17 protein-coding genes are annotated in these 14,715 nt (G+C 73.3%); 5 read left to right on the top strand and 12 right to left on the bottom strand.

What is annotated here, in order from left to right:
• On the bottom strand, positions 1 to 919 hold a 919-nt coding region (locus VGD70_RS31755; RefSeq protein WP_331087913.1), incomplete at its 3' end, for a hypothetical protein.
• Between the two features lie 125 nt (positions 920 to 1,044).
• Between VGD70_RS31755 and VGD70_RS31750 the strand changes: the two genes are divergently transcribed.
• Genes VGD70_RS31750 through VGD70_RS31735 form a run of 4 tightly spaced genes read left to right on the top strand, consistent with a single transcriptional unit; the run spans position 1,045 to position 5,169 of the window.
• Entirely contained in the window at positions 1,045 to 2,574 is a 1,530-nt protein-coding gene (locus VGD70_RS31750) for a class I adenylate-forming enzyme family protein (protein ID WP_331087911.1), read from the top strand.
• Positions 2,575 to 4,149: an AMP-binding protein gene (locus VGD70_RS31745; protein WP_331087909.1), complete on the top strand. Its 1,575-nt coding sequence runs from the start codon at positions 2,575 to 2,577 to the stop codon at positions 4,147 to 4,149.
• A 2-nt stretch (positions 4,150 to 4,151) separates the two neighbouring features.
• The gene (locus tag VGD70_RS31740; protein ID WP_331087907.1) at positions 4,152 to 4,757 is read left to right on the top strand and encodes a TetR/AcrR family transcriptional regulator; all 606 of its coding nucleotides are present in this window, start codon (positions 4,152 to 4,154) and stop codon (positions 4,755 to 4,757) included.
• 16 nt (positions 4,758 to 4,773) lie between these two features.
• Complete coding sequence (locus tag VGD70_RS31735) at positions 4,774 to 5,169, top strand: PPOX class F420-dependent oxidoreductase (protein WP_331087905.1); 396 nt, start codon at positions 4,774 to 4,776, stop codon at positions 5,167 to 5,169.
• On the opposite strand, the gene VGD70_RS31730 is transcribed toward VGD70_RS31735, so the two are convergent.
• From VGD70_RS31730 to VGD70_RS31710, 5 genes are all read right to left on the bottom strand, one after another.
• Positions 5,166 to 5,597, bottom strand: a complete 432-nt coding sequence (locus tag VGD70_RS31730) for a nitroreductase/quinone reductase family protein (protein WP_331087903.1) — start codon at positions 5,595 to 5,597, stop codon at positions 5,166 to 5,168. The two genes, VGD70_RS31735 and VGD70_RS31730, sit on opposite strands and share 4 nt — an antisense overlap.
• A gap of 280 nt (positions 5,598 to 5,877) precedes the next feature.
• The gene (locus VGD70_RS31725; protein ID WP_331087901.1) at positions 5,878 to 6,423 is read right to left on the bottom strand and encodes a GNAT family N-acetyltransferase; all 546 of its coding nucleotides are present in this window, start codon (positions 6,421 to 6,423) and stop codon (positions 5,878 to 5,880) included.
• Between the two features lie 28 nt (positions 6,424 to 6,451).
• Positions 6,452 to 7,033 (bottom strand): PepSY domain-containing protein, encoded by a 582-nt coding sequence (locus tag VGD70_RS31720; protein ID WP_331087899.1) that lies wholly within the window; start codon positions 7,031 to 7,033, stop codon positions 6,452 to 6,454.
• 76 nt (positions 7,034 to 7,109) lie between these two features.
• Complete coding sequence (locus VGD70_RS31715) at positions 7,110 to 8,390, bottom strand: HAMP domain-containing sensor histidine kinase (protein ID WP_331087897.1); 1,281 nt, start codon at positions 8,388 to 8,390, stop codon at positions 7,110 to 7,112.
• A 3-nt stretch (positions 8,391 to 8,393) separates the two neighbouring features.
• A complete protein-coding gene (locus VGD70_RS31710; RefSeq protein WP_331087895.1) occupies positions 8,394 to 9,077 on the bottom strand; it encodes a response regulator transcription factor in 684 nt (227 codons plus the stop codon).
• 103 nt (positions 9,078 to 9,180) lie between these two features.
• Here VGD70_RS31710 and VGD70_RS31705 point away from each other — a divergent pair, with 103 nt between their 5' ends.
• On the top strand, positions 9,181 to 9,663 hold the full coding sequence (locus VGD70_RS31705) for a hypothetical protein (protein WP_331087893.1): 483 nt from the start codon (positions 9,181 to 9,183) through the stop codon (positions 9,661 to 9,663).
• Here VGD70_RS31705 and VGD70_RS31700 read toward each other — a convergent pair.
• The 6 genes from VGD70_RS31700 to ssuE are packed head-to-tail and all read right to left on the bottom strand — an operon-like array spanning position 9,650 to position 14,668.
• On the bottom strand, positions 9,650 to 10,411 hold the full coding sequence (locus VGD70_RS31700) for a Clp protease N-terminal domain-containing protein (RefSeq protein WP_331087890.1): 762 nt from the start codon (positions 10,409 to 10,411) through the stop codon (positions 9,650 to 9,652). The two genes, VGD70_RS31705 and VGD70_RS31700, sit on opposite strands and share 14 nt — an antisense overlap.
• A 26-nt stretch (positions 10,412 to 10,437) precedes the next feature.
• Positions 10,438 to 11,598, bottom strand: a complete 1,161-nt coding sequence (locus tag VGD70_RS31695) for an LLM class flavin-dependent oxidoreductase (protein ID WP_331087888.1) — start codon at positions 11,596 to 11,598, stop codon at positions 10,438 to 10,440.
• A gap of 4 nt (positions 11,599 to 11,602) precedes the next feature.
• Complete coding sequence (locus VGD70_RS31690) at positions 11,603 to 12,601, bottom strand: ABC transporter substrate-binding protein (RefSeq protein ID WP_331087886.1); 999 nt, start codon at positions 12,599 to 12,601, stop codon at positions 11,603 to 11,605.
• Entirely contained in the window at positions 12,588 to 13,298 is a 711-nt protein-coding gene (locus VGD70_RS31685) for an ABC transporter ATP-binding protein (RefSeq protein ID WP_331087884.1), read from the bottom strand. Before VGD70_RS31685 ends, VGD70_RS31690 begins: the two co-directional genes overlap by 14 nt.
• Positions 13,283 to 14,107 (bottom strand): ABC transporter permease, encoded by an 825-nt coding sequence (locus VGD70_RS31680; protein ID WP_414638112.1) that lies wholly within the window; start codon positions 14,105 to 14,107, stop codon positions 13,283 to 13,285. Before VGD70_RS31680 ends, VGD70_RS31685 begins: the two co-directional genes overlap by 16 nt.
• 9 nt (positions 14,108 to 14,116) lie before the next feature.
• Positions 14,117 to 14,668 carry an NADPH-dependent FMN reductase gene (gene ssuE / locus VGD70_RS31675; protein ID WP_331087882.1) on the bottom strand — a complete coding sequence of 184 codons (552 nt, stop codon included), beginning with the start codon at positions 14,666 to 14,668 and terminating at the stop codon, positions 14,117 to 14,119.
• Positions 14,669 to 14,715 lie beyond the last annotated feature (47 nt).

Here is a 14,715-nt window from a genome sequence, read left to right as displayed (position 1 = left end):
CCCGGGGAGGCGGACGAGCCGTGCCAAGCGGCGCCGAGAGGCGGACCATCCCGTCGTTGCCCCCGCTCGCGATCCGCACCGTGCCCCCGGGACCGGGCACGCTCGTGACCGCCAGGACGGTCGCGAGTCCCGGGCTCGTGCCGCCGAACGCCGGCCCGTGCCGGGTGAGCGGCTCCCGCTGCCGCCGGCCCGCGTAGGGGTCCAGGAGCTGCACCACCGCGTCCGGCGGGCCGTCGAAGGCCACCGCCAGCAGCGTCCGCCGCGCCAGCGGGACCGCCGCGAGCGCGTTGACGCGCCCGTCGAGCCGGACCCCCGCCACCAGCTCGCCGGTGGCGGCGTCGTACACCTCGACCTTGCGGGGGACCACCACCGCCACGTGCGTGCCGTCCATGGCCGCGAGCGGACCACCCGCACGGCTGGTCAGCGCGCGCTTGCGCCACTTGCGCCGCCCCGGCGACCACACCTCGACATCGCTGCCCCAGCGGACCGCGGCGAACCCGGCCGTGCCGTCGCCGAGCCGCACGCCGACCGTCGCGTGGATCTGGTCGCCGATGTGGCCCGGCGGGTCCGGCGGCTGCGCGAGCACGCTCTCGACCCGGCCGGTGGTCAGGTCCGTCACGCGCACCTGCTTCTGGCTCACCCGCACGAGCCGCGCGGGCGACCGCTCCGCCGCCGGCACGAGCGTCGCGCCGGCCAGCACCGCCAGGTCCGCCGCGCCGAGCCGCAGGCCGGCGAGGTCCTCGGCGATGCGCTCGGCCGGCACCGGCCCCGCGACCGGCGCACCTGTCGCCGGATCCCACACCCGCACCGACCGGTTCGTGTCCTGGCTGACCAGCAGCACCTCGCCGGCCCCCGACCGCACGGTGTCGAGGCGGTCGACGATCCAGCCGTGGCCGCGCAGCTCCAGTTCCCCGTCCATGATCGGACCAGTCTGCCCGGTCGCGCCCGGGACCGGCCCCCCACCGCGACCACCGGCGAGCCTGTCCGAGTTAGTGAACTGCGAGTAACATCGCCGGCGCACTGGCCTGTCGGAGGAGGACCGTCATGAGCAACGCCGCCACGGTCGCCGCCGGGTACACGGTCCACGACCTGTTCCGGCGGGCGTTCCGCGTCCACGCCGACCGGGTGGCGGTGACCTCCGAGGACGGCAGCTGGACCTACGCGGAGCTGGGCAAGGAGGCCGAGCGGCTGGCCGCCGGGCTGCACGCGCTCGGCGTCCGGCAGGGCGACCGGGTCGCGGTGCTGTCCGAGACCCGCCCGGAGTACGTCGCCGCCTACGCCGCGCTCGCCTCGCTCGGCGTCACCGTCCTCACCCTGAACATCCGGCTGCACCCGGACGAGCTGGCCTACTGCGTGGCGTCCGGCAAGCCGGTCGCGGTGCTCCACTCCGGACAGCTCGGCCACCTGGTCGACGGCTTCCGGGACCGCGCGCCGTCGGTCCGGCACTGGCTCGACCTCGACACCGACCTGGCGGCACTCGACGGACCGCCCCCGCCCGAGGTCCAGATCCAGGCGTCGGACATCCACAACGTCCTCTACACCAGCGGCACCACCGGCCGGCCCAAGGGCGCGATGATCAGCCACGGCGCGGCCGCCGTGCGCGGGCTGCGGCTGGCGCAGTGGTTCGGGCTCACCGCGGCCGACGGGTTCATCGGCTGGCTGCCGCTGTTCCACTGCGGCGGCGACGAGTCGCTGTACGCCACGATGATCACCGGCGGCCGGTACGCGACGCTGCGCAAGGCCGACGCGGCGACGATGTTCCGGCTGATCGAGCGCGACCGGCTCAGCTGGACACTGCTGCTGCCCGGCGTGATCACCGACTTCCTGCACCACCCGGACCGCGGCCGGCACGACCTGTCCTCGCTGCGGTTCGCGATCGGCTACGCCAACATGATGCCGCACGTCGTCGAGCAGCTGACCACCTCGTGCGGCATCGACTTCTACGACGCGTTCGGCCAGACCGAGACGAGCTACCTGCTGGCGCACGGCATCTGCCGGCCCGGCGCCACGCCGACGCTGCGCAAGACGCCGAGCCCGCTGCTGGACGTGCGGCTCGTGGACGGTCGGCTCGACGAGGTGCCGGTGGGCGTGCCGGGCGAGTGCGTGGTCCGCGGGCCCGGCGTGATGTCCGGGTACCTCGACGACCCCGCGGCCACCGAGGAGGCGTTCGTCGGCGGCTGGCTGCACACCGGCGACCTGCTGGTGCGCCACGAGGATGGCACGCTGTCCTTCGTGGACCGCAAGAAGTACCTCATCAAGACCGGCGGGGAGAACGTCTACCCGGCCGAGGTCGAGCAGGCCATCGCCGCACACGACGGCGTGCAGGAGGCCTGCGTGTTCGGCGTGCCGGACGAGCGGTGGGGCGAGACGGTGAAGGCGGTCGTCGTCCGCCGGCCCGGCGCCACGCTCTCCGCGGCCGACGTCGTCGCCTGGTGCCGCGACCGGCTCGCCGGCTACAAGCGGCCGCGCTACGTGCAGTTCATGACCGCCGACGAGCTCCCCCGCAGCACCACCGGCAAGCTGCAACGCCACGAGCTCGCGAAGATCCCGGTGCGTGCGGAGGAGCTGGTCTGAATGTCCACATCGGAACTGCGGGCGAACCTCATCCACCGGGTGAACGTCGGCGACAGTCTCACCCGGACGGCCGCGCGGTACCCGGCGGGCATCGCGGTGGTGGACGGCGCGCGCCGGCTCACCTACGCCGAGCTCAACGGGTGGGTGAACCGGGTGGCCAACGCGCTGACCGGGCGCGGCTACGCCCGCGGCGACGCGCTCGCGCTGGCGTCGGGCAACAGCGTGGAGTTCCTGGTCACCTACTACGCGTGCGCCAAGCTCGGCGTGGTGTGCGTGCCGGTGAACCTGGGCTGGCGCGCCGACGAGGTGGCCTACGTGCTCGACCACTCGGGGGCGCGCGGCATCGTGGTGGAGAGCCAGCTGCTCGCCGCCGTGTCGCCCGCCGTGGCGAAGGTGCCCGCGGTGACGGACGTGTTCGTGGCGCCGGGCACCGGGTCGGTGCCGGCCGGCGCCGTGGCGTTCGGCGAGCTGGCCGGGTCCGATGCCGAGCCCGAGCACCTCGTCGCGGACCGGGACCCGATCAGCTACCTCTACACCAGCGGCACCACGTCGTTCCCCAAGGGAGTCGTCGGCAACCACACGGCGATCTACCTCGAGTCGATGACGATGGCGCTCGAGGCGCGGTTCACCGAGGACGACCGGTTCGTCGCGATGATGCCGATGTTCCACACCGCGCAGCTCAACTGCCACTGCACCGCGGCGGTCATGGTCGGCGCGACGATCTACGTGCAGCGCGGGTTCGACGCCGGCCGGCTGCTGGCGCTGATCGAGAGCGAGCGGATCACCCAGATCTTCGGGCTGCCGATGATGTACCGGCAGCTGCTGGACCATCCGGACATCGCGCGCACCGACCTGTCGAGCCTGCGGCGCGCGCTGTACGCGATGGCGCCGATGCCGCAGGCGCAGCTGGAGCGCTGCCTCGAGGTGTTCGGCTGCGACTTCTACCTCCTGTTCGGACAGACGGAGATGAGCCCGACCGCGACGATCTTCCGGCCCGAGCACCAGCTGTCGCACAACGGCGCGGTCGGCACGCCGGTGGCCAACGTCGCGGTGGGCATCATGTCCGAGGCCGGCGAGCTGCTACCCGGCGGCGAGACCGGCGAGATCGTCTACAGAGGACCGCACACGATGACGGAGTACCTGCACGACCCGGCGGCCACGGAGGCGGCGTTCCGGCACGGCTGGTTCCACTCCGGCGACATCGGGCACTTCGACTCCGACGGCATCCTCTGGTTCAGCGACCGCGGCAAGGACGTGATCAAGACCGGCGGCGAGAACGTCGCGTCGATCGAGGTGGAGAAGGCGGTCTACGCGGCCTCGCCGGACGTGGCGGAGGCGGTGGTCGTGGGGCTGCCGCACGACCACTGGAGCGAGGCGATCACGGCGGTCGTCGTCCCCCGGGCCGGTGCGTCAGTCGACCCGGCCGCGCTGATCGAGTCGGTCAAGAAGCTGATCGACTCGTACAAGGCGCCGAAGTCCGTCATCATCGCCGACGAGCTGCCGAAGACCTCGACCGGCAAGATTCAGAAGAACGTCCTGCGGGAGCGGTACGCGGGGCACTACCGAGCGGAGTGAGCGTGACCGAGCCGAGGACGAGGGATCCAGCACGCAAGGGGCGGATCCTCGCCGCGGCGGCGGACCTGTTGGCCCGCAACGGTTTCCACGCGGTGTCCATGTCGGACATCGGCGCGGCGGCGGGCATCACCGGGTCGGGCATCTACCGGCACTTCGGCAGCAAGTCGGCGGTGCTGGTGGCGCTGTTCGACCGGGTGATCGACGGGCTGCTGCGCGACGAGCAGGCCACGGTCGCCTCCGTGGGCGACCTGCCGGTGGCGCTGCGCGAGCTGATCTCGGGCCAGGTCGAGTTCGTCGTCGCGGACCGGGAGCTGGCGCAGGTCTACTACCACGAGGTGCACAACCTGCCGGCGGAGGACCACCGGCGGCTGCGCCGCAAGCAGCGGCGGTACCTGGAGGAGTGGGTGCACCTCCTGCAGGAGATCCGCCCGGAGCTCACCGACGAGGAGTCGCGGGCCCTGGTCCACGCGGCGATCGGCGCGATCCAGTCGACCCTCTTCCACAACGGCGGCCTACCCGCCGACCGGCTACGCCTGCTGCTCACCGGCGCCGCCGACGCGACGCTCGGTTGTTCCCCGTCCCACCAGGTGGACCACCCCGAGACGTGATCGGTACCGTGGCGGCATGGCGACCACGTTCTCCGAGGCCACTCGAAAGCTGTTGGACGGCAAGAACTTCGCCGTTCTCGCCACCATCAACGCGGACGGCGGCCCGCAGTCCTCGGTGGTGTGGTTCGAGCGGGACGGCGACACGGTGCTGCTCTCGGCGACGACCGCGCGGCTCAAGGTGCGCAACATCGTCCGGGACCCCCGGGTCAGCCTGACGGTGTACGACCTGGCCGACCCGTACGACACGGTGACCATCCGCGGCACGGCGACGGTCACCGCCGACCCGGAGCGGGTGCAGTCCCTGCGGCTCTCACACCGCTACGTCGGCCAGGACCCGCCGGCGGAACCCGAGGACGTCGAGCGAGTGGTCGTCCGCATCACGCCGACGAAGGTCACCGAGTTCAAGGTCTAGCGACGCGGGTCCAGTGCCCCGCGGGTCAGCGCCACCACCGGGATGGTGCGGCCGGCCTTCACCTCGTGGTCGGCGAAGAACGGGTACTTCTCCTTGATCTCGCCCCACTTCCGGTCGTGCTCCTCGCCGGTGAGCGTGGTGGCGGTGGCGGCGTAGCGCTCGTCGCCGATCTCGACGGTGACGTCCGGGTGCGCGGCCAGGTTGCGGTACCAGTCCGGGTCGGCCGGCGCGCCCGCGTTGGACGCGAGCACCAGGACCCGGTCACCGTCCGCGACGAACATCATCGGTGTGGTGTGCTCGCGGCCGGTCCGCGCGCCGGTGGTGGTGAGCAGCACCAGCCGGTCCCGGTGCATGCCCTCGATCTCGCCGCCGGCCCGGAACTGCTCGATCACCCTGCGGTTGACGTCCTTGACGTCCTTGGTGTCCACGGTGTCACTCTCCTCGTCGCGGCCGGACTATCCACTGTGGACCGTCCGCACGCCCGAGCCGTGCTTCGAGCGCACGGGGCGACGCCGGTGAGGCCGTGCTCGGCCAGGGCGGTCGAGATCGTCGGGAGGACGCGGCTCTCGCCGGTGGGCCCGGCGCCGTAGAGGATATACAGCCGGGCGGCGCGGCGGCGCACGGCCGGCTCGTCGTCGGCCACCCTGGCCGACCGGCTGACCGCCGCCACCCTCGACGCCGCCCTGGAGCCCTACGCCTGGCCCGGGGTCAAAACGGGGCCTGCCAGGTGAACAGGACCATCGGGTAGTCGTCCACCGCGAAGGTGGCTTCCTCGTGCCAGCCGCCGCTGCGGTACATGCCCGCGGCCGGGGCCTCGGGGTGGGTGCAGAGCCACGCCGAGGGCCAGTCGGCGATGAAGCGGGTCAGGAGGGACCGGCCGATGCCGCGGCGCTGGTGGGCCGGGTGGACCATCAGCTCCGCCACGATCAGGGCCGGGGCAACCAGACGGCCGGCCACCGCGGGGGTAACCGCGGCGGCCAGCGCGTCGTCGAACTGAGAGCCGGCGGCCAGCTCCGGGCCGGCCGGCCAGCCATAGATCGCACCGATGAGGTGGCCCTCGTCGACCGCCACGAGGCCGTCGAAGCCGCCTCGGCCCAGGTGGGCGGTCAGCCGGTGGGGGAAACCGGCGAGCCGCTCGGCCGACTCGCGCCACGGTGGCTCGGTGAAGCAGCGCCGGTACAGGCCCTCGAGCTGCGTGACGTGCCGGCCGAGCTGGATCGCGTCGGTGCGGCGCACGGTGATGCCTCGGTGCACAACCAGCCAGGTTAATCCCGGCAGCTGATCAACGATCGCCGCCCTTGTCGTCCCCGGGCGGGTCGTCGGAGCCGTGGCCACCGTGGTCGTCCCCGGGCGGGTCGTCGGAACCGTGGCCGCCGCGGAGGCCGCCGTTGTCGTCCGGGTGCGGGTTGTCGTCGCGGGTGGCGGTTGGCGCGGTGGTGGGCAGGTGCGTGGCCGTGGGCGTGGCGGTCCGGCCGCCGCGGCCGCTGCCCTGGTCGATGCGGGTGATGTCACCGGTGCTGGCGTCGACCCGGACGTCGTAGGTCACGCCGTCCTTGGTGAGCTCCACCTTCCACTCGGTCCGGCCGTGCTCCAGCTCGCGCTCGATGTTGATCACGGTCCCGCCGCCGAGCCGCTCCTGTGCGATCCGGCCCGCGTCGTCCGCGCTCAGCTGGCCGGGCGCGGCCGACGGGGTCGACGTCGGCCGGTCCTCCGACGTGGCGCTGATCGACGTCGGGTCGAAGGTCGAGGTCGGCTGCGCGCCGGCCGAGAGCGGGCCCCCGGTGGCGGCCAGCGCGATCGCGGCGCCCCCGGAGACCACGATGGCCCCGGCTGCCGCGGCGACGACCAGTGTCCTTCTGTTCATGATGAGTCCCTTCGAAGCTGTTCCAAGGTCCCCATGACGATGTCGCGGCCGGGCCTAGCGTCGCGCTGCCCGACGGTTAACGCGCCCCTAAGGCACCGAGCTCGACGAAGACCGTCAGCCCGGGCGAACCCGGCTCCAGCCGCACCTCGCCGCCGGTCTGCTCGGCCGCCCGCCGCACGATGTCGAGCCCCAGCCCGCTCGACCCCGACCCACTCACCCCGCGCCGCAGCACGGCCGGCCCCGGCAGCCCGGGACCCGCGTCCGCGACGACCAGCGTGGCGCCGCCGGGCCGGGCGGTGAGCCGCACGGCGAACGCCGTCCCGTTCGGGGTGTGCGCGAACACGTTGCCCAGCAACGCGTCCACGCACGCCTCCAGGTCCACCTTGGACAGCGGCACCGGCAGCGCACCCGGTCCTATGTCGACGGTCAGCTCGCGGTCGGTGTCCTCGGCGAGCACCGACCAGAACGCCACCCGCTCCCGCACCACCTCCGCGGCGTCGACGGAGACGGCGACACCGGACGGCTCCGCGCCGCGCCGGCGGGCCTGCTGGATCACGTCGGTGACCGCCCGGTTCACCGCCTCCACGCCGGCCGCGATCCGCTCGGCGTCCGAAGAGGACAGTGACTCGGCCTCCATGCGCAGCGTCGTCAGCGGGGTCCGCACCCGGTGCGACAGGTCCGCGATCGTCTCCCGCTCCTCGCGCAGCAGGTCGGTGATCCGCCCCGCCAGGCCGTTCAGCGCGCGGGCCATCACGCCCAGCTCCTCCGGCGCGGACACGTCCGCCCGTGCGGACAGCTCGCCGCGGCCGAGCCGGTGGGACACCGCGGCGAGGTCGATCGCCGAGCGAACCAGCCGGCGCGCCAGCCGGTCGGCCACCACGAGCGAGACCACGAGCAACGCCACCCCGAGCCCGGCGAGCAGCAACCACGCGCGGGTGACGCCGCGGGCCAGCTCGACCTGGGGCACGAACGTCCGGATCACGCCGATCACCCGGGACGGCCCGTCGACCGCGAACACGATCTCGCGGCCGCCGGTGACCTCGGCGGACTGGCTGCGCCCCCGCCAGGCGAGCTCGACGAGCGGCGTCCGCCGGACGGGCGTGCCGAGCCGGGTGCCGTCGGCGAGGAACACGGTGACGTCGTAGCCGGTGGCGGCGTCGACCTGCGCCACGGTGACACCGAGCACGTCCGCCGGCGTGGTCGCGACCAGCGAGGTCAGCGCCTGCGCCTGCACGGTCGCGTTCTGCACGGCCCGGTCCGTGGCGACGTTCTTCACCAGCACCGCCAGCGGCACCAGGAACGCCACCAGGACGAGCAGCGTGGTGGCGGCGACGAGGAGCAGGACGCGGCGGCGCACGGGTCAGACCCCCGGCGCCGCGAGCCGGACGCCCACCCCGCGCACGGCGTGCAGGTAGCGGGCCTGCTGCGCGGTCTCGCCGAGCTTGCGGCGCAGCCACGACAGGTGCACGTCGACGGTCTTGTCCGCGCCGCCGTAGGGCAGCTGCCACACCTCGGTGAGCAGCTCCCGCTTGCTGACCACCTCCCCCGCCCGCGCGGCGAGGTAGTGCAGCAGGTCGAACTCGCGCGGCGTCAGCTCCAGCTCCCGGCCGTCCAGCGACGCCACCCGCGAGCGCGGGTCGACCCGCAGCCCGCCGACCTCGACCGCGGCCACCCGCTCCTCGTCGGCACCGCGGCGCAGCACAGCCCGGATGCGTGCGTCGAGCTGGGCCACGCCGAACGGCTTGACCACGTAGTCGTCCGCGCCCGCGTCGAGCACCGCGACGATCTCGGTCTCGTCGTCGCGCGCGGTGGCCACGATCACCGGGACGTCGCTGACCCCGCGCAGCATCCGCAGCATCGACGTGCCGTCCAGGTCGGGCAGCCCGAGGTCGAGGATCACCACGTCCGGCCGGGCGCTGACGGCCTGCTCGAGCCCGGCCATCGCGGTGGGCGCGGACACCACGGCGTGCCCGCGGTCGGTGAGCCCGCGGATGATCGACGAGCGGATCGTCGCGTCGTCCTCGACGACGAGTACCTGCGCCATGTGCTCGAACACTAAGGCACGCGCGGTCGGATCAGCGTGATCACCAGCTCCGCTAGGGCTGCGTTAGGAGTCCGTTAACCAGCGCGGCGGGCATACTGCCGGGGTGACCCGTGCCCGATCCGTGCGCTTCGCCACCGGCGTGGTGCTGTGGCTCGCCGCCGCCGCGGCGGCCACGGTCGTCGGCATGTTCGCGGTCGGCGCGATCGGCGCGGACATCTTCGGTCCCGACCAGCAACCGCTCAGCCAGTCCCAAGTGGACCAGCAGCTGGCCCAGACGACCACCCCGCACCCGACCACGAGCGCGCCGCCGCCGGCCACGTCCTCGACCCCGCCGCCACGCACGACCACGCCGCCGCTCGCCCCGGTCACGCCGGTGACCTCCGACGGCGGCACGGTGCTCGCGCGCTGCGTGCCGGGTGGGGTCCAGGTGGTCGGATCGACGCCCGCGCAGGGCTTTCAGGTCGACTCCGGGGACGACGGGATCGACGACCACCCGTCGGTGAAGTTCCGCTCCGGCGACCGCGAGGTCGAGGTCCGGCTGCGCTGCGTGGGCGGCCGGATCGTCCCAGAGATCAGGACGAAGTAGCGGTGACCCGCTCCTCGAGCTCGTCGAGCCGGCGCAGCACCGGCGCCAGCGCCTTGCGCACGGCCTTTTCAACGACGGCCGCCACCAGCTCCGCCGGATCGCCCTGGCCGGTGCCAGGGCCGGCGCCGGGCCCGGCCTGCTTGCCCTGCAGGTAGCCGGCGAGCGCCGCGCCCACCGCGTGCCGGACCCCGCGCAGCTCCACGCCGAGCCCGCGCAGCACCTGCCCGCCGGTGCCCTCCGGCTCGGCGACGAGCCCCATCAGCAGGTGCTCGCAGCCGACGTAGTTGTGCCCCAGCGAGATCGCCTCGACGACGCTCAGCTCGAGCGCGACCGCGGCCGTGCGGCTCATCCGGGTGCCCGGGCCGCCCTCGTCCGGCGACTCGACCCGGCCGAGCTCACGCAGCACGGTCGCCGGGTCGACCTCGATGGAGCGCAGCACGTACAGCGCCAGGTTCTGCCCCTCGGTGATCATGCCCGCCAGCAGGTCCCGGGTGCCGATCTCCTCGGCCCCGCGCTCCCGGGCGTTGGCGACGGCGAGCTTGACGACATCCTTGGCACGCTGGGTGAAGTGGGTGAGCCCGACCGTCGGGTCCGCCCCGCTCAGGTCGCCCACCACCGCCGCGCGGATGGCGGTCAGCCGCTTCACGGACTGCTCCAGCGCGCGCTGGCAGATGGCGGAGACCGGCACCCCGATCTCCTTGACGGCCTCGGCGAGGTCGTCGGGGAGGTAGACGTTGACCTTCGGCATGCCCCCAGATATACCCCCATGTGGGGTTAGATGGCAACCCGCTCCTGTGCCGGGGTGTCCGTGAGCAGGCCGCGGCGGTCCAGCTCCGGCCGGACACCCTCACCGAACCAGTACGCCTCCTCCAGGTGCGGGTAGCCGGAGAAGACGAACTCGTCGACGCCCAGCGCGTGGTACTCGGCGATCCGCTCGGCCACCTCGGCGTGGCTGCCGACGAGCGCGGTGCCGGCGCCGCCGCGGACCAGGCCCACCCCCGCCCACAGGTTCGGGTAGATCTCCAGCCCGTGCACGCCCTTGTCCAGCGCGCCGCCGTGCAGCGCGACCATCCGCTGCTGGCCGACCGACTCGCTCGCGGCGAGCTGCTCCTGGGCCCGGCGGACCTGCTCCGGGTCGAGCGCGTCGAGCAGCTTCCGCGCCTCGGCCCACGCCTCCTCGCTGGTGTCGCGCGAGATCGTGTGCAGCCGGATGCCGAAGCGGATCTCCCGTCCGCCGACCAGCGCACGCACCTTGCGGATCTTCTCGGCCACCTGCGCGGGCGGCTCGCCCCAGGTCAGGTAGACGTCGGCGTGCTTGGCGGCGACCGGCAGCGCGGCCGGCGAGGAGCCGCCGAAGTAGATGCGGGGCAACGGGTCCGGCGCGGCGAGCGTGGTCGCCCCCTCGACGTTCAGGTGGTCGCCGGCGAAGTCGAACGGCCGGCCGCTCCACACGCCGCGGATGATCGAGAGGAACTCGTCGGTGCGCGCGTACCGGGCGTCGTGGTCGTGCCAGTCGCCGAACCGGCGCTGCTCCACCGCGTCGCCGCCGGTGACGACGTTGAGCAGCAGCCGGCCGCCGGAGATCCGCTGGTAGGTGCCGGCCATCTGGGCCGCGAGCGTCGGCGAGATCACCCCCGGCCGGAAGGCGACGAGGAACTTGAGCGTCCTGGTCTCGCGGATCAGCGCGGCCGTGGTCAGCCAGGCGTCCTCGCACCAGGTGCCGGTCGGGGTGAGCACGCCCTCGAAGCCGAGCTGCTCGGCCGAGCGGGCGATCTGGGCGAGGTAGTCGATGTCGGGCTGGCGGACCGCGGCCGGGCCGAGGGACTTGTTGGCGTGGAAGCGTTCCACGATCGTGCGGCCGTCGCCGGAGGTGGGCAGGAACCAGTGGAGACGGAGACGGCCTGGGTCGGTTGATTCGCTCGCACGCTCGGTCATGTGATCATCCCTTGGTGAGGTCGCTGACATAGCGGCGGTCGACGAACGTGGCGAAGTCGACCTTGCCGGGCAACACGCCGTCGTCGGTGAACGCGTCCGCCAGCTTCTGCTCGGAGCCGATCACCGTGTCGTCCAGCGGAACGGGCAGGTCCGGGCCGGCCGCCACGGCCGCGCGGGCCACCTCGATCGACAGGCCCGTCTCCTTGGCCCAGGCCTGGGCCCACTGCTCGCGGTGGGTGTCGGACCACCGCTCGGCCTTGGCGTGCCGGACGACGTAGTCCCGGATCGCCGAGTTGACGCCCGCGTCGCCGAGCGCGTCGGTGCCGGCCACGAGGAACGTGTAGCCGTTGGCCGTGCCGGAGCCGTCGGCGAGCACCCGCGCGTGGGACTCCAGCAACGTCTGCGAGGTGTAGGGGTCCCACGTCGCCCAGGCGTCGATCTGGTGCTGGTTGAACGCGCCGTACGCGTCGGCAGGCTGGAGGAACGACAGCTTCACGTCCTTTGTAGACAGACCGGCGGCGCGCAGCGAGTAGAGCACCTGGCCGTGCGCGGAGCTGCCCTTGGCCACGCCGATGGTCTTGCCCCGCAGGTCCCGCACGTCGCGCAGTGGTGAGTCGCCCGGCACGAGGATCGCGTCGCTCGTGACGTTGCCCTTGGAGCTGGACACCGCGGCGATCTTGGCCTTGGCCGCGGCCGCGAAGATCGGCGGCGTGTTGCCGACGCGTCCGATGTGGACACCGCCGGCGGAGACGGCCTCGAGCAGCGGCGGGCCGGAGGGGAAGGTGGCCCACTCGATCTTGTACGGCAGGTTGTCGAGCAGGCCGGCGGCGGTGAGCAGCGCCTTCGAGCCGCCCTTCTGGTCGCCCACCTTCAGCGTCACCTTGGCCAGCTCGCCGGCGCTCACCGGGGCCGGCACGGCCGCCTTGGCCGGCTCGGCCGCGGTGCCGCAGCCGGCGAGAGCCAGGCCTACCGCAGTGAGCGCGATCAGGTTACGCACGCGCATGTTCGGTCACTCCCAGGTCGGTCAGCACGCGGCCGCGCACGTCGATGTGGTCGGCGAGGCGCCGGGGTCTCGGGTGGGTCAGCGGGTGCTCGGCGACGATCGCGCCGCCGTCGAGGATCAGCACCCGGTCGGCGAGCAGCAACGCCTCGTCGACGTCGTGGGTCACGAGCAGCACCGCGGGCCGGTGCCGCTGCCAGAGGTCTTCGACGAGCCCGTGCATGGCCAGCCGGGTGAGCGCGTCGAGCGCGCCGAACGGCTCGTCGAGCAGCAGCAGGCCGGGCTCCCGGACCAGCGCCCTGGCCAGCGACAGGCGCTGCGCCTCGCCGCCGGAGAGCGTGCGCGGCCACGCATCGGCGAGGTCGCCCAGCCGGACCTCGGCCAGCGCGCGGTCGGCGAGCTCGCGGTCGGTGCCGCGGCCGCGCAGCCCGAGCACGACGTTGCGCCACACGCGGCGCCACGGCAGCAGGCGCGGCTGCTGGAACGCCACCGACACGGTGCCGTTGACGGTCGCCGTGCCCTCGACCGCGGTGTCCAGCCCGGCGAGGATCCGCAGCAGCGTGGACTTGCCCGAGCCGCTGCGCCCGAGCAGCGCGACGAACTCGCCGGCGGCGAGGTCGATGTCCAGGCCCGACAGCACGGTCCGCTCGCCGAACCGCTTGGTGAGCCCGCGGACCTCGACGGTCAGCTCCGACGCCATCGCAGCGCCCTCCTCTCCAGCAGCCGCACGAGCGCGTCGGTGACGAGCCCGAGCGCGGCGTAGACGAGGAGGCCGACCACGATCACGTCGGTGCGCAGGAACTCGCGGGCGTTGTTGATGAGGTAGCCGAGGCCCGCGTTGGCGTTGACGGTCTCGCCGACGATCAGCGCGAGCCAGGCGATGCCGAGCGACTGGCGCAGCCCCACGAGAGTCTGCGGGACGGCGGCCGGCAGGATCACGTGCCACAGCCGTTCCCAGCGGGTGAAGCCGAGCGCGGTGGTGGCCTCGACGAGCTGGTCGTCGACGTTGCGGATGCCGGAGTGGACGTTGAGGTAGAGCGGGAACGCGACGCCGAGCGCCACCAGGATGATCTTGGGTTCCTCGCCGATGCCGAACCAGAGGATGAACAGCGGGATCAGCCCGAGGAACGGCAGCGTGCGCAGCATCTGCAGCGGCGGGTCGATCAGCACGTTGCCCCAGGTGGACAGGCCGGCGACGATGCCGAGCAGCAGGGCGACGCTCGCGCCGAACGCGAAGCCGAGCCCGACCCGGCCGACGGACACCGCGAACGCAGCGCCGAGCTCACCGGTGCGGGCGGTCTCGACACCGGCCTGCAGCACGGTCCAGGGCGAGCTGAGCTTGTCCGGCGGCAGCAGGCCGCTGCCGCTGGCCAGCTGCCACAACGCGATCAACACGACCGGGCTGATCCAGCGGCGCAGGTCGGGCAGCCGCGCGCGGCGCCCGCGCGGCGAGCCGGCCGGGGTGCGCGCGGTCACGTCGGCCCGGTCCAGTAACTCCACTGTGGACACTTCGGCTCCCTACGGCGCGCCGACGAGGGTGGGCCGGGCGTGGAGGGTCCGGGAGAACCCGTCGACCGCGTCGAGGAGCGGGCGCGTGGCGTCGGCGGCCAACGTGATCCCGGTGGCGGTGCGCTCGATGTGCTTGTCCAGCACGTAGGCGCCCTGCACGACGTGCTGCGCGCCCAATGTGGACAGTACGGGGCGCAGCGCGTAGTCCACCGCGAGCGCGTGCGCCGGACCGCCGCCGGTGAGGATCGGCAGCACGGCCTTGCCGGCGAAGGCGAGCTGGGGCAACAGGTCCAGCAGCACCTTGAGCACACCGGAGTAGGCCGCCTTGTACACCGGCGAGGCGACGACCACGCCCTCGGCGGCCGCGACCGACCGGAGGACGTCGGCGATCGCGGGGTTGGTGGGGTCGGCGCCGAGCAGCGCGTCGGCGGGCAGGTCCCGCACGGCCACCACCCGGACGTCGTGGGCCTGGGCACGCAGCCGCTCGGCGAGCTGCTCGGCGAGCGCGACGGTTCTGGACGTGGCCGACGGGCTGCCGGCCAGAACGACGATCGAGGACATGACGATCCTTCGGTTCGGGGGGCAGGGCGAAGCGGCACGACAGTGTT

The sequence above is a fragment of the Actinophytocola sp. genome, from assembly GCF_036402745.1.
Taxonomy (GTDB): Bacteria; Actinomycetota; Actinomycetes; order Mycobacteriales; family Pseudonocardiaceae; genus Actinophytocola.
Note: the sequence above shows the minus strand (reverse complement) of the source record. Positions and strands in the feature narration are given on the sequence as shown.

Coding starts and splice junctions, on each gene's coding strand:
- VGD70_RS31750 (WP_331087911.1), top strand. CDS start 1,045: ATGAGCAACGCCGCCACGGTCGCCGCCGGGTACACGGTCCACGACCTG.
- VGD70_RS31745 (WP_331087909.1), top strand. CDS start 2,575: ATGTCCACATCGGAACTGCGGGCGAACCTCATCCACCGGGTGAACGTC.
- VGD70_RS31735 (WP_331087905.1), top strand. CDS start 4,774: ATGGCGACCACGTTCTCCGAGGCCACTCGAAAGCTGTTGGACGGCAAG.
- VGD70_RS31720 (WP_331087899.1), bottom strand. CDS start 7,033: ATGAACAGAAGGACACTGGTCGTCGCCGCGGCAGCCGGGGCCATCGTG.
- VGD70_RS31710 (WP_331087895.1), bottom strand. CDS start 9,077: ATGGCGCAGGTACTCGTCGTCGAGGACGACGCGACGATCCGCTCGTCG.
- VGD70_RS31700 (WP_331087890.1), bottom strand. CDS start 10,411: ATGCCGAAGGTCAACGTCTACCTCCCCGACGACCTCGCCGAGGCCGTC.
- VGD70_RS31695 (WP_331087888.1), bottom strand. CDS start 11,598: ATGACCGAGCGTGCGAGCGAATCAACCGACCCAGGCCGTCTCCGTCTC.
- VGD70_RS31690 (WP_331087886.1), bottom strand. CDS start 12,601: ATGCGCGTGCGTAACCTGATCGCGCTCACTGCGGTAGGCCTGGCTCTC.
- VGD70_RS31685 (WP_331087884.1), bottom strand. CDS start 13,298: ATGGCGTCGGAGCTGACCGTCGAGGTCCGCGGGCTCACCAAGCGGTTC.
- ssuE (WP_331087882.1), bottom strand. CDS start 14,668: ATGTCCTCGATCGTCGTTCTGGCCGGCAGCCCGTCGGCCACGTCCAGA.